This is a genomic window from Asticcacaulis sp. AC460, assembly GCF_000495795.1.
In the GTDB taxonomy this organism is placed as follows: domain Bacteria; phylum Pseudomonadota; class Alphaproteobacteria; order Caulobacterales; family Caulobacteraceae; genus Asticcacaulis.
Genome location: NZ_AWGD01000019.1, coordinates 222,850 through 236,409 on the forward strand (window position 1 = coordinate 222,850; position 13,560 = coordinate 236,409).

Annotated in this window: 11 protein-coding genes; 9 read left to right on the forward strand and 2 right to left on the reverse strand. The window is 63.9% G+C overall.

Annotated elements, in window-relative coordinates; all coding sequences use genetic code 11:
• Positions 1-474 precede the first annotated feature (474 nt).
• Together ABAC460_RS35420 and ABAC460_RS35425 are read right to left on the reverse strand one after the other, a co-directional pair.
• Complete coding sequence (locus tag ABAC460_RS35420; RefSeq protein ID WP_023453437.1) at positions 475-1,623, reverse strand: ABC transporter substrate-binding protein; 1,149 nt, start codon at positions 1,621-1,623, stop codon at positions 475-477.
• Positions 1,624-2,211 carry an ANTAR domain-containing response regulator gene (locus ABAC460_RS35425; protein ID WP_023453438.1) on the reverse strand — a complete coding sequence of 196 codons (588 nt, stop codon included), beginning with the start codon at positions 2,209-2,211 and terminating at the stop codon, positions 1,624-1,626.
• Positions 2,212-2,531: 320 nt separating this feature from the next.
• Here ABAC460_RS35425 and ABAC460_RS35430 point away from each other — a divergent pair, with 320 nt between their 5' ends.
• The 9 genes from ABAC460_RS35430 (at position 2,532) to ABAC460_RS35470 (ending at position 13,542) form a co-directional block, all read left to right on the forward strand.
• The gene (locus tag ABAC460_RS35430; protein ID WP_023453439.1) at positions 2,532-3,887 is read left to right on the forward strand and encodes an LLM class flavin-dependent oxidoreductase; all 1,356 of its coding nucleotides are present in this window, start codon (positions 2,532-2,534) and stop codon (positions 3,885-3,887) included.
• A 13-nt stretch (positions 3,888-3,900) separates the two neighbouring features.
• A complete protein-coding gene (locus ABAC460_RS35435) occupies positions 3,901-5,136 on the forward strand; it encodes a class II aldolase/adducin family protein (protein WP_023453440.1) in 1,236 nt (411 codons plus the stop codon).
• A gap of 11 nt (positions 5,137-5,147) precedes the next feature.
• On the forward strand, positions 5,148-6,182 hold the full coding sequence (locus ABAC460_RS35440; protein ID WP_023453441.1) for an ABC transporter substrate-binding protein: 1,035 nt from the start codon (positions 5,148-5,150) through the stop codon (positions 6,180-6,182).
• A gap of 244 nt (positions 6,183-6,426) precedes the next feature.
• Positions 6,427-8,745, forward strand: coding sequence for a TonB-dependent receptor (locus ABAC460_RS35445; protein WP_023453442.1), 2,319 nt, complete (start codon positions 6,427-6,429; stop codon positions 8,743-8,745).
• A 24-nt stretch (positions 8,746-8,769) separates the two neighbouring features.
• A complete protein-coding gene (locus tag ABAC460_RS35450; RefSeq protein ID WP_023453443.1) occupies positions 8,770-9,837 on the forward strand; it encodes a PhnD/SsuA/transferrin family substrate-binding protein in 1,068 nt (355 codons plus the stop codon).
• The gene (locus tag ABAC460_RS35455) at positions 9,834-11,039 is read left to right on the forward strand and encodes an MFS transporter (protein ID WP_023453444.1); all 1,206 of its coding nucleotides are present in this window, start codon (positions 9,834-9,836) and stop codon (positions 11,037-11,039) included. The genes ABAC460_RS35450 and ABAC460_RS35455 overlap by 4 nt, the downstream gene beginning before the upstream one ends.
• A 68-nt stretch (positions 11,040-11,107) precedes the next feature.
• Positions 11,108-11,854, forward strand: a complete 747-nt coding sequence (locus ABAC460_RS35460) for an ABC transporter permease (protein ID WP_023453445.1) — start codon at positions 11,108-11,110, stop codon at positions 11,852-11,854.
• A 2-nt stretch (positions 11,855-11,856) separates the two neighbouring features.
• Complete coding sequence (locus ABAC460_RS35465; RefSeq protein WP_023453446.1) at positions 11,857-12,615, forward strand: ABC transporter permease; 759 nt, start codon at positions 11,857-11,859, stop codon at positions 12,613-12,615.
• Positions 12,616-12,729: 114 nt separating this feature from the next.
• The gene (locus ABAC460_RS35470) at positions 12,730-13,542 is read left to right on the forward strand and encodes an ABC transporter ATP-binding protein (protein ID WP_023453447.1); all 813 of its coding nucleotides are present in this window, start codon (positions 12,730-12,732) and stop codon (positions 13,540-13,542) included.
• Positions 13,543-13,560 lie beyond the last annotated feature (18 nt).

Here is a 13,560-nt window from a genome sequence, read left to right on the forward strand (position 1 = left end):
CGCCTCAAGCGGAACCTCACCCGAAGGTGTTGGTTGACTTGAGACGCCAGTGTCTATGTGCGCTGCAACACGCCGCCATTGGCGGTTTCAGCGAGAATTTCGGTGCGGCCTTCCTTGGCCACACAGGGACGATCATCCGGGTTCCGACATTCGTCAACGCGGATTCTGCGGCTTTGTTGCAGTGCGAAATCGCGTTGCGTCAAAATTATCACGAAAACGGCCCGGAAGGGGTTTCAACGGGCGTTTTATGAAACTTGTGTGAAACCGAGATATTTGGTTTCTGTTGAAATCACTATTCTGTGATGGGTTGGCACGAGTAGCGTTATCGTCCCCTCTCCCCGTTCTTCACGGGGAGAGGTTAGGGTGAGGGGCGGGGCGTCTTCGGCGCGCTCCGTCCTCTGAAGGCCCCTCACCCGATCGCCTTCGTTTCACTCGGCTCTCGTCCTCTCCCCGTAAACGGGGAGAGGTGTATAATTACCGGCACATAAACACGCCGCCGTCGAACAACTGGTTCGCCGGCATGATGATCGGCGAAGGCTGAGCCGGCAGTTGCCACGGCTCCGGATGCCCGCCTTCGTCCTTTTCGTCGGCCTCGGGCGCATTCAGCCCCAGGCTGGACGCGGCCTGACGCCACAGGTCCGGGCGGTAGATATGCCGTGCCAACTGGTCGAAGTCGTGCTCCGGCTCCAGCCAGCCCCAGCGGACCAACTGGCCCATGAACCATTTTGCATGGCTGATCCACGGGAAGGTGGCGGCCTCCGGATCGAGCGTGAAGCCGGCGCCGCCCTGGCTGAGCGCCAGGGAAATAGCCTCCTGAGGCGCATTGACATAGACATGTCGCGCCAGGATGCGCATCAGGTCGTCGCGATTGGCCGCGCTATTGGCCCACAGGGCAGCCCGTAACAAGGCGCGGACCAGGGCGGTCGTGGCGTCCGGGTTCTGCTCGGCCCAGGCGGCGCGCACCCCCAGCACCTTTTCCGGCTTCAGGCTCCAGTAGTCCGGGTCGGCAAAAAGAAGTTGCCCGCGCCCCATCAGATGGGCGGCCTGGGGCCAGGGCGAGCCGGAACAGAAACCGTCGACCACCCCGTCCTTCAGCATATCGGCCATGCGCGACGGTGGCAGGACCACCCACTGCAACTGGCGTTCGGGATCGAGGCCCGCTGCCGCCGCCCAATGGCGCAGGACGAAATGGTGCGGCGACCATGTAAAGGGCACGGCGAAGACCAGACGCCCTTCGCCGGCCTTGCGGCGGCGGTCGACTTCGCGGGCCAGCAGCCGGGCGCTGCTCATCAAAGGCGTGTGGCTGCTGTCGTCGTCGCTTAATCGCGCCTTCAGGTCGTGCGATACCACCACGGCATTGCCGTTGGCGCCAAGGGCCATAGGGGCGATGATCCGGCCCATGGACGGGCCCAGGCCCAGGGCGGCGGCGAACGGCACCGGCGCCAGGATATGGGCGGCGTCGATCAGGCCATAGGCCAGCTTGTCGCGGATGTTGGACCAGTTGGCCTCGCGGCTTAAGGTGACGCGCAGGCCTTCACTGTCGTAAAAGCCCAGCGCCTCGGCGACCAGCACCAGGGCGGCGTCGTTGAGCGGGCTGTAGGCGATCTTGACGTCGGTGACCATTCAGTCCTCTCCCGGCTTGAGCAGGCCGCTGACGGCCAGGATGTCGGCGGCAACCGCATGGATGGGCCGGCCCGTATCCATGGCGTGCTTGCGCAATGCCTTATAGGCATCCTCTTCGCTCAGATTTCGTGATTTCATCAGAACGCCCTTGGCGCGGTCGATGACCTTGCGCGCCGCCAGGTCCGCCTTGGCCTTGTCGAGGTCGCGGCGCATCGCCTGGGTCATGGCGAATCGCTGGGCCGCCACGGTCAGCACCGAACTGATGCGGCGCGGGTTGAAGCCATCGACGATATAGGCGGCGACCCCGGCTTCCAGCGCCTGGGCGGTGGCATTGGCATCGCTGCGGTCGACGAACATGACCACAGGGCGCGGTACCTGTTCGTTGGCGACCTGAAGCGCCTCCAGCATATCGCGGTCGGGGCTCTCGCAGGCGATGATGACCATGTCAGGATCAAAGTCGCGCAGCATGCGCAGTTCGAAGTGCGTACCCTGGCGGATGGTGGTTTCCTTCTCACCGTGATCGGCGCGAATGCCCTCCGCCACCAGGGCGGCGCGCGCTTCGTCGGGATCAATGATGAGGACGTTCATGGCCTATGGGTAGCGCAGACCATGGCCATCACGCAAGTGCGAACAATCCGCAAAGCCTTATCAAATAGGTTGTTGCATCCGTCGAATAGTTTTTCTGCAAAGGTCGGATAGATTTTTTCCTGCGCAGCGCAAACATCTCCGAAGGCTTAGTTCGGAACGTCATAAGCTAATGAAATTTCTTGAAAAATTAACGCGCCGGCCGCCGCTGCGCTGGTGTTTTGCTACCCAGTGCAGGTTCACGACCCGGTTGACGTCGAAAACTCCATCAAATAAGTGGTGATTTATATACCACCAAGTTAGTGTGGATTTGGAGCCCAACCATGGTACAACGCCGCCGCCACCTCGGACTGAACGTCTTCTTCCGCGCCTTCGGCCATCATCCCGGCGCCTGGCGTCATCCGGACTCGCCGCAAAGCGGTCAGCCGGACCTGCAATACTGGGTGAAGCTGGCGCAGTTGGCGGAAAGCGCCAAGTTCGATGCGGTGTTCGTGGCCGACTTCGTCGGCCAGGCCGGCGGCCAGCTTAACGAACTGGCGCACCAGCCGCTGGGTTACCAGTTCGAGCCCCTGACCCTGATGACGGCGGTGGCCGGCGCCACCAGCAAGATCGGCCTGATTGCCACCCTGTCGGCCAATTTCAACGAACCCTATAATGTCGCCCGCCGTTTCGCTTCGCTGGACCATATCAGCGGCGGCCGCGCCGGATGGAACGTGGTTGCCTCGCTCTCCGACAGTTCAGCCAAGGTGTTCGGCATCGACAATCCGCTGGACCACGCCTCGCGCTACGAACATGCCGGCGAGTTCCTGCAGGTCACCAAGGCGTTCTGGGACAGCTGGGATGACAATGCTTTCGGTAACATCGACAAGCAGAGTGGCGACTATCTCGACATCCGCTCGGCGCATCCGGTCAAGCACCACGGCAAGTATTTCAACGTCGAGGGCCTGCTCGACATCGCGCGCCCGGTCCAGGGCTACCCGGTCATCGTCCAGGCCGGCAACAGCGATACCGGCAAGGCGTTCGCCGCCCAGATCGCCGAGATGGTCTATTGCTCGTCGCAGTCGCTGGACGTGGCGCAAGCCTACTATGCCGATGTGAAATCGCGCATGCCGAAATACGGCCGCGATCCGTCGGAGCTGCTGATCACGCCGGGTCTATCGCCGGTCATCGGTTCCACCGAGCAGGAGGCCCAGGACAAGCTGGGCGCCTTGCAGGACCTCTACGACTTCCGCAATGGCGTGAAGCTGATGGGCTTTGACCTGTCGGGCCACGACCTGGACGGTCCTCTGCCCGACCTGCCGGAAACCGAAAACGGCAAGGGCCGCCGCCAGCAACTGATCGACCTGGCGCGGCGCGAAAACCTGACCATCCGGCAACTGGTTCTGCGTTTCAGCGTGGTGCGCGGCCATAACCTGGTCGTCGGCACGGCCGAGCACGTCGCCGACGTCATGGAAGAATGGTTCCGTGGCGAGGCGGCCGACGGCTTCAACGTCATCCCGCCGCTGCTGCCGACCGGGTTCGAGGATTTCGTCGCCGGCGTGGTGCCGGAACTGCAACGCCGCGGCCTGTTCCGCACCGAGTACGAAGCCACTACCTTGCGTGAAAACCTGGGCCTGAAGCGCCCGGCCAACCCTCATACCGTTCAGGAAAAGCCGCGCGTCTACGCCGACGTGCTCTGAGAAAGCCAAGACTATGACCACTGTTGCTGAAGACCTCGCCGCGGCGGCTGCCGACGGTGTCCGTATCCTCACGCTCGGAAAAGCCCTGTCGCCGGCGCGTCCCGGCGTCCTGGCCCAGCGCCGGGCGGACGGAATCGCCTTCGCCGAACTGCGCGCCGGGCCGGTGCCGGTCGATGCTGAGGTTCCGGCGGAAGCCAAGCCTTTGCTTGAAGCGGTCTTCGCCGCCCATAGCGATGCTGGTGCGGCCGTGCTGCTGCGGGCGCCGCGCCTGGCCGCCTGGGGTCTCTCGGGTCGTCCCTTGCCGGTGCGCTACTTCCAGATGTTCAGCTACACCAAGACGCAGGATCTGCCGGTGGCCGACGCCGATCCAGCGGCGGTAGCGGCGGTGCTCAACAATCGCCCGGAAGCGCCAGCGCTTTTGCTGCGTGACGGCCGGGTGCTGATCTGGGCGCCCAATGCCGCCCGCGCCATTCGCCTGGTTCTGTCGCTGGAAGAGGCGGCCTATGTCACCGGCCTGGCCGACCGCATCGGCGGCGCCCAGGACTATCCGCAGGAGGCCCGTGACAAGATCTACGGCTCGCTGCAGGCCCAGACCCGCGCCGACAACGACACCAAGACCTACCCCATCGTCGGTGCGCCGCTGTCGGATTTCGCTGTCCACGCCAAGCGCGAGATCGACTCGGCGGTCGCCCATCTGCACGAGACCAACAGCCTGTCGATCGTCGGCAATGGCAATGCCGCCAAGCGCTACGGCGATCGCTTCGTCATCGGCGGTTTCGAAGGCCCGCTGAAGGGCGGCAAGATCGCCGTGGTCGTGCTGGATCACGACGAGAACGTCCATGAAGGTGAACTCTATTACCATCACGAGGAAGTCCTGCCGCTCTATTCGGCCATCCTGACCGAGCGTCCGGACGCCAAGGTCGCCATCCACACCCATTCGCCGCATCTGGTCGCCTGGGCCCTGGCCCAGAAGGCCTTGCCGGTCACCGACTTCCCGGAACTGGCGGCGTTCGGCCTGCGGTCGATCCCGGTCACCGAAGCCGCCGCACGCTACGACGCCGGCCCGGTCGTCGACACCCTGCGCGCCTTCCCCAAGGCGCCGGCCCTGCTGCACGCCAATCACGGCCTGCTGGCCTGGGGCGACGACTTCGCCTCGCTGGCCCGCCTGGTGGTGGCGCTGGAAGAAGCCGCCCGCCTGCAAATCGAAGCCGCATCCCTAACCTCCGCAAAATTGGCTGAAGTCGCCTGAAGGAGCCAACCATGTCTAACCCTGACGCTATCTGGTATTCGCACTGTGGCCATTCGCCTCTGGCCGTCGCCATTCAGAACGGCTGGTTCGCCGATGAGCTGAAGCCGCTCGGCATCGCGCTGAAGTCGGTCAAGCGCGACGGCGACAAGCAACAGCAGCTGTCGCACTACGACCACCACATCGAATATTCCATCCGCCAGGGTGGCAATGTCCCGGCCATCTGGGCGCGTTCGACGGGTGTCGAAACCCGCCTGGTCGGCATCAACTGGCTGGACGAATACCAGGCCGTCCTGGCCCTGCCGTCGTCGGGTATCAAGACCGGCAAGGACCTGAAGGACCGCAAGCTGGCCCTGCTGACCGCCAACCATCCGGTCGACCACACCCAGGCGGCGCATCTCCGCGGCTATCTGACGGCGCTGGAACTGGCCGGGCTGTCGGAAAAAGACGCCGAGTTCGTCGAACTGCGCCAGGTGCATGACAATTTCGGCACGCCGGGTGCGGAAGAGGGGGCGCGCACCTTCGAAGGCGGCGGCCGTGCGGTCGACGCCCTGCTGAGCGGCCAGGTCGACGCCATCTTCGTGCGCGGTCCCCATGGCATCGCCATCAAGGATCGCCTGAACGCCACAGTGGTCAGCGAGATCAGCGCCCATCCCGATCCTCTGGTCCGCGCCAATAACGGTACGCCGCGCCCGCTGACCGTCCATGCCAGGTTCATCGAAGATTATCCCGAACTGGTGGCGACCTTGGTCCGGCGTGTCGCCGAAGCCGGTCCGTGGGCGGAAACCCATGCCCGTGAGGCGGCCGAACGCATTGCCCGCCAGGACGGCACCTCCGCCGAGGTGGTCGAGCGCGCCTACGGTCACGAACTGCATAACCGACTGCACACCACCCTCAACGACACCGCCATCGCCGGCTTGAGCGCCTACAAGGATTTCCTGTTCCAGAAGGGCTTCATCCCGAACGACTTCAGCATCACCGACTGGATCGATGCTCGCCCGCTGGATACCGCTCAAGTTGCTTCAACGCCTGCATACGAAACGACCTAGCTGAGCTTGTCTTCTCCCGCCCCGTTTACGGGGAGGGGGGACCGCGAAGCGGTGGGAGGGGCTTACCGCCAGTGGAATGGCCCCTTCCGTCTCATGGCTTCGCCATGATCCACCTCCCCCGTAAACAGGGGAGGAGGAAGAAAGCGAAGCGGCTCTTACGACTTAACCACCTCCTCCTTCCACGCTGTACGAGATCACTTGATCAGCGACCAAAAAATCCAAAACGATCAAGAAAGTCTCGCACATGACCTCCTCCAAACTGGCCATCCTCCTGGCCGGCACAGCCCTCGCGGCTGTGCTACCCGCCATCGCTTTCGCCGACGATACCGCCCCGGTTGTTGCCGCCGGCGCTTCGACGGCCTCCATCTCCGATGCCGACAATAGCGGCGTCAATGTCGTCATCACCGCCCAGCGCCGGTCGCAAAAGGTCCAGGCCGTGCCGGTGGCCGTCACCGCGCTGGGCGGCAACAAGCTGCTCGAAAGCAATATCGCCACCGCCAACGATGTTGCGCGCTTCGTGCCGAACCTGACCGGCGCCAACGGTGGTGGCCGCGTCGCCCGTCCGCGCTACTTCCTGCGTGGCGTCGGCGTCAACGACCCCTCCGGCAACGTCAACAGCCCGACCGGCATCTATATCGACGACGTCTATTACGGCGACACCGCCTACCAGACCTTCCCGCTGTTCGACCTGGACCGCATCGAAGTCCTGCGCGGCCCGCAAGGCACGCTGTGGGGCAAGAACACGATCGGCGGCGCCGTCAACACCCTGTCGCGCAAGCCTTCGTTCGAAACCAGCGGCTATATCCGCGGCGAAGTCGGCAGCAACGAATCCAAGGCGGTCCAGGGCGCCATCGGCGGCAAGCTTATCGACGGCCTGCTGGCCGCCCGCTTCTCGGGCAGCATCGAAGACCGCGGCGACTGGTACGAAAACACCTTCGACGGTGAAGGCCAGGGCGCGACCAAGGATTCGGCCTTCCGCCTGAAGTTCCTGCTGACGCCGCACGACGACGTCGAAGCCATCCTGACCCTGCACACCCGTGACCTCGAAGATGGTGGTGCGCCGGGCTACAAGATCGGCACCGGCGTCGGCGGTGCCGACTCCTATGGCTACATCCCGGCCTACGGCACCAGCCCGTCCCTGGGCGATGCGATCAGCAACGACTATGACGGCGGTCCGGCAACGCTGAACAGCAGCGGCGTCAACCTGAACGTCAACTGGCACATTGGCGGCCTGGCCCTGACCTCGATCACCTCCTACGATGAACTGTCGCGCGAAGCCTTCGCCGATGGCGACAATGGCCCCCGGCCGGCACAGCTGTCGCACAGCGCCGTCGACAGCAAGCAGGTCAGCCAGGAACTGCGCCTGTCCTCCGACGCGGCCGACCGCGTCAGTTGGACCGTCGGCGCCCACCTGTTCGAAGAAGACTTCCATTCCGACGCCGGTACGGCGACGCTCGCCAATGTGGCGGCGGGTGGTGGTCTTCCGGCCCTGCGCTCGGCGTTCCAGAACACCATCTATGACCAGAAGACCGAGAGCTTCGCGGTGTTCGGCGAAGCGACCTGGACCGTCACCGACCGCTTCAAGATCGCCGCCGGCGCGCGCTGGACGACGGAAACCAAGTCGATCGACCTGGGTGGTGTCCAGGCCGTCACCGGTTCGGTCACCTTCAGCGATCCGAGCCGGTGGTGGCAGCGTTCGGCGGTCAGCTCGACCCTGAACCCCAATGCCACCCTGGTCGCCGAAAACACCTGGGAACGCGCCACCTACTCGCTGACCCCGCAGTATGAGATCAACGACAATGTCCGTGTCTATCTGCGCTATGCCACCGGCTTCCGTTCGGGCGGCTATAATGGCAATGTCACCTCGCAGGTGGCGGTCAATACGGTCGAGCCCGAAACCCTGACCGATATCGAAGCCGGCCTGAAGAGCGAGTGGCTGGATAACCGGCTGACCTTCAATGCCTCGGCCTTCACGTACGACTACCAGAATATCCAGGTGAACGTTCAGGGCCAGCTCAACGGCCAGTCGGCTACGACCCTGCGCAACGCCGCCAACGGCAAGATCGACGGTATCGAGCTGGAACTGGCCGGCAAGCCGACCCAGAACCTGACCCTGCGCGCCAATGTCGGCATCCTGACCCGGGCGGAGTACACCGACTTCCACACCACGGTGCTGGTCGGCGGCGTCCAGACCCCGACCGACGCCAGCGGCAACCAGATTGCCCGCGCGCCCAAGGAAACCGCGACGATCGATGCCGACTATGTCTTCCCGCTCAGCAATGGTCAGCAGATCGTTATCGGAGCCGACGCCAACTACCGCAGCCATATCTTCTTCAACGCGGTGGTCCAGAACGACCCGATCCAGGAGCAGGACGCCTACACCCTCTACAATGCCCGTCTGGCCTGGCGTTTCCCGGACAAGGGGCTGACGCTCGGCGCCTATGTCTACAATCTGGAAGACCGGGAATACGTCCACAACGCCAATGCTGCGCGTAACGGCGCCTACCCGGTGAGCTTCGGCCCGCCGCGCACCTGGGGCGTGACCCTGACCAAGTTGTTTTAAACAAAGTCTGTTGGAGAGCCTGCCATGCGCATCCTGACCCCCGTTTTCGCCTTCGCCCTCCTGCTTCTGGCCGCCTGTTCACCGGGCGGTCAGAATACCTCCGCCGCCGACCAAGCGAAGGTGGTTCGCATTGCTTCCATCGGCTACTATGCGGACGGCAAGCTCAATGTCGGCGGTAACCAGACGGCCGCCGTCTACACCCGGAAAGTCCTTGAAGAGCGGCTGGCCAAGCGCGGGGTAACGGTGGAATGGGTGCCCATTTCGCAGTCCCTGGGCGGGCCGGGCTTCAATGAAGCCCTGGCCAGCAAGAAGGTCGATTTTGCCGCCTATGGCGACTTCCCGGCCATCATCGCCCGTGCCGGCGGCATCCCCATCAAGCTGGTGGTGCCGGCCGGTCGCGGCAGCAACTCTTACCTCGTGGTCCCCGCCGGTTCGAAGGCGCAGTCGATCGAGGACCTGAAGGGCAAGAGCATCGCCCTGCAACGCGGCCGTCCCGGTGAACTGGCCTTCAACCAGCTGATCTCGTCGAAAGGCCTGACCCGGGCCGACTTCAAGATCTTCAACATCGCCGCCGATGCCGCTGCGTCTTCGCTGGCCGCGGGCCAGATCGACGCCGCCTTTATCGGACCGGCCGCCTACCTGTTGGAAGACAAGGGCGTCGGTCGGGTCATCTGGTCGTCCAAGGGCACCAACTGGAAATGGCGGTCGGAACTGTTCGTGCGCGAAGACTTTTCCCGCGACAATCCCGGCCTGACCCAGGAAGTCGTCGAAGGCTATATCTCCGCCGCCTACTGGTCGTCCCAGGACGCCAACCGCGAAGAGGCCCAGACCTTGATCTCGCGCAACGGCACGCCGTTGTCGGTGGTTCAGCGTGACTCGGAAAACGACATCGAATGGAAGGCCAAGTGGTCGCCGCTGTTCGACGGCTATATGGAAGAGCATTACCGAGACGCCGTCGCCTTCACCTCCAGTGAGAAACTGATCCCGCAGGCGTTTGACGTGAAGGACTTCTTCGAGCCGAAATATGTCGAACAGGCGCTGAAAAATCAGAAGCTGGAAGGCTACTGGACCGCACGTCAGGGCTCGAAATGATCGGAGCCGTCGCCGCTCCTGCCGACAATGGATTCCTGGCCCGGTTCATCACCCTGTCGGTGCTGGCCGGGACCACCATCGGCATGGGCAATGTCATCACCACCCTGTTCGCCCTGCACCTGAACGCCACGCCGTTCCAGGTCGGGCTGATCTCGGGCTCGGCCACCTTGGGCATGATGCTGGTCACCTTGCCGGCGGGGTTCCTGATCGCCAAATACGGCGCCAAACGGGTTTACCTGCTGGCCAGCCTGAACTGCATGGCCATCTATCTGGTGGTGCCATTCCTCGGCGCCTGGAGCGCTTTGGCCGTGGCCCGCAGCCTGGTCGGCGCCTCCGTGCCGTTTCGCACCATCTCGATGAACTCGACCTTCCTGCAAAGGCTAAAAAGCTTTGGCCAGGACAAGGCTGGCTGGTTCCGCGCCTCGCAATCGACCGGCATGGCGGTTCTGGGGCCGTGGGTCGGCACCTTGCTGACCGGATCGGCCAATTTCCTGGTCTCCTATATCTGCCTGGCGGCCCTGTTTGGCCTGATGGCGTTGTGGTCGCAGAACTTCCTGCCCGAGGCCGAAGCGGTGGTCGAAACCTCCGTTGGGCAAGGGGGCGGGGCCGGTCTGCTCGACCAGTTCCGCCTGATGTTGAAAGACCTCTGGGTCGGCGAAAGCTGCCTGACCGAGTTCGTCAACTCGTCGGTGACCTCGCTGTTTTCCAGCTTCATTCTGGTCCTCGCCATTACCGACCTGCACCTGCCCAAGGCCATGGCGGTCGCCCTGGTGACCACGCAAGGCCTGGCCACCATTGCCGCCCTGTTCGTGCTGGGGCCCTTGCTGCGCAAGGTGCGGCTGGTCTGGGCTTACGCGGCGAGCCTCGGTTTTGCGACGGCGGCGCTGTTGCTGGTCGGGTTCGGCCGGGAATGGCTGGTGCTGATGCTGGGCGCCGTCTGCCTGGCCATTGCCGCGGCGACCATCCACCTGGTCAATATGCAGCGCCTGGCCCATTCGCCGATCGCAAAAAGCAAAATTTCCAGCCTGCTGAACCTGTCCGGCCAGACCGGTTCGCTGCTGGGGTCGGTCGCCGGCGGCAGCCTGAGCCTGGCCATCGGCCTGCAGAACATCTTCCTCGCCTGGATTCCGTTGGTCTGGGTGACCGCCGCCTTCTGTTTCTGGCGTCACCGCCAGGCCGCCAACGCGGAACTTAACTCATGACAGCCTTAGCGCTTACGAAAGCGCCTTCTCGTCGCGCTAACGCTTCGCTCCTTGAGCGCGGCTGGAAGGTGCCCAAAGTCGTCACCGCCATAGCCTCGCCGCTGATGGTCCTGGCCCTGTGGTGGGCGACTGCGGCCTCCGGTGTCTTCCCGAGCCAGATCCTGGTCTCGCCGGAACGTGTGGTTTCTGCTCTGGTCGAGACCTGGCAACTGGGCGAACTGAGCACGGCCCTGGGCGCGACCTTCTACCGTCTGGCAGTCGGGTTCGGGGCCGGGACCCTGCTAGGCCTGGCCTATGGCGTGGCGGCGGCCTTGTTCCGGCCGATCGAGGACTACACCCTGCCGTTCTTCACCGTTATCCGCACCGTACCGACCATCGCCTTCGTGCCGGTGCTGATCCTGTTCTTCGGCATCGGTGAAACCTTCAAGATTCTTATCGTCGCCAAGGCCACCTTCTTCCCGATCGCGCTGGCGGCTGTCGAAGGGGTGAGGGGGATACCGCAGCGGTACAAGGACGTGGCCCAGGCCTGGCGCCTGCCTTTGCCGGATACCCTTCGCAAGGTCATTATCCCGGCGGCTTTGCCGGACGTGGTGACCGGCGTGCGGCTGGGGCTTGGCCGCTCGTGGGGCGCTCTGGTCGCCGCTGAACTGATCGCTTCCGAAGTCGGCCTCGGCCAGATGATGGAACTGGGACGCCAGATGTTCCGGATGGATGTCGTTTTTGTCGGCGTCGCGATCACCGGCCTGGTCGGCTTCGGTCTCGACCGGGTGTTGCGCAGCGCAGAGACGCGGCTGTCGCGCTGGAAGGCAGGCTGACCATGACCGCATCGATCAAAAGTCTGGCCAAGGCCTGGGCGTTACCGCTGGTTCTGATCCTGGCCTGGCATATCGCCTCGCTGCAGGGCAAGTCGGCGGCCTATGCCTTTGTACCGCTATCCGACATCTGGGCCAGCGCCGTCGATCTGTTGAACGGCGGCGAACTGGCCATGCACCTGTTTGCCAGTGTCTCGACCGCCCTGATCGGCCTGGCCGCCGGCACCTTGGCCGGCATAGCGCTGGGTACCGCCATGGCGCTGAGCCGGACAGTCGACTGGTTGATCGGGCCGATCTACCACGCCCTGCGCCAGGTCCCGACCATGGGGCTGATCCCGATCATCGCCCTGTGGTTCGGCACCGGCGAGTTCTCGATCAAGCTGCTGGTCGCCATTGCCGCTTTCGAAGTCATGGCGCTCAACACCTGCGAAGGCCTGCGCGGGGTCGAGAACCGCTACCGCGAACTGGGCCATGTCCTGACCTTGAACAAGGTTGAGACCTTTACCCGCATCCTGTTTCCGGCAGCCTTTCCGCAGATCCTGACCGGCCTGCTGCAGGCGACGTCGTTTGCCTGGATCGCCACGGTCGGCGCCGAACTGCTGTTCACGGTTGGGCCGGGCCTGGGGGTGATCATGGAGCGGGCGCAACTGGCCATGCGCATGGACCAGGTGATCGTCTGCCTGATCTTCATCGGCGCCATGGGCTACGCCACCAACCGCCTGTGCGTCGCCATCGGCAAACACGCCCTGCGCTGGCGCAAATAGTTTTTTAGAGCGCCGATCCGGAAGAATCGGATCGGCGCTCTAAGCTTTTGTTTTAACGCGCATCCCGAAAAGTGCGTCACACTTTTCGGGATGCGCTCTAGAAAGGTGACCGATATGTTTTGGAACCGCGATAATCCGACCCTTACGCCCGACCTGCCGGCCAAGGCCGCCGGCGCCCTGTCCATCAAGGGCGTGTCGAAGCGCTTCACCATCGAAGGCAAGACCAAGACGGTGCTGGACGGCATCGGTCTCGACATCCAGCCCGGCGAATTCGTCAGTATTGTCGGCCCCAGTGGTTGCGGCAAGTCGACCCTGCTGCGCCTGATCAGCGGGCTGGATACCGACTATGACGGCGACATCACCCTGGGTGGCGAACGCATCACCGGCCCGGGCCTGGAACGCGGCATCGTCTTCCAGGATCACCGCCTGCTGCCGTGGCTGACCATCGAGGACAATATCGACCTGGCCCTGATCCGGCGCAACCTGCCCAGGGCCGAGCGCCAACAACTGATCCGCGCCCACCTTGCCCTGGTCAATCTCACCGGCTATGAGCGCGCGTTTCCGCACCAGCTTTCCGGGGGCATGGCCCAGCGCGCCGCCATCGCCCGTGGCCTGGTCAACGAGCCCGGTATCCTGCTGCTGGACGAGCCATTGGGGGCGCTGGATGCTCTGACCCGTTTGAAGGTCCGCACCGAGCTGGAACGCATCTGGATCAAGCATCGCAACACCATGATCATGGTCACCCACGACGTCTCCGAAGCCGTCCACCTGTCCAACCGGGTGGTGGTCATGGCGTCGGATCCGGGTCGGATTGCGCGCATCGTTTCGATCCCGCTGGACTATCCGCGCGAACGGTCGTCGGCGCTGCTGCTGGAGATCGAGGAGGATATCCTGCAGTCGATTCTCAGCAGGCCCCAGGGCGGTTGAGCGGTATTACTGTCCACA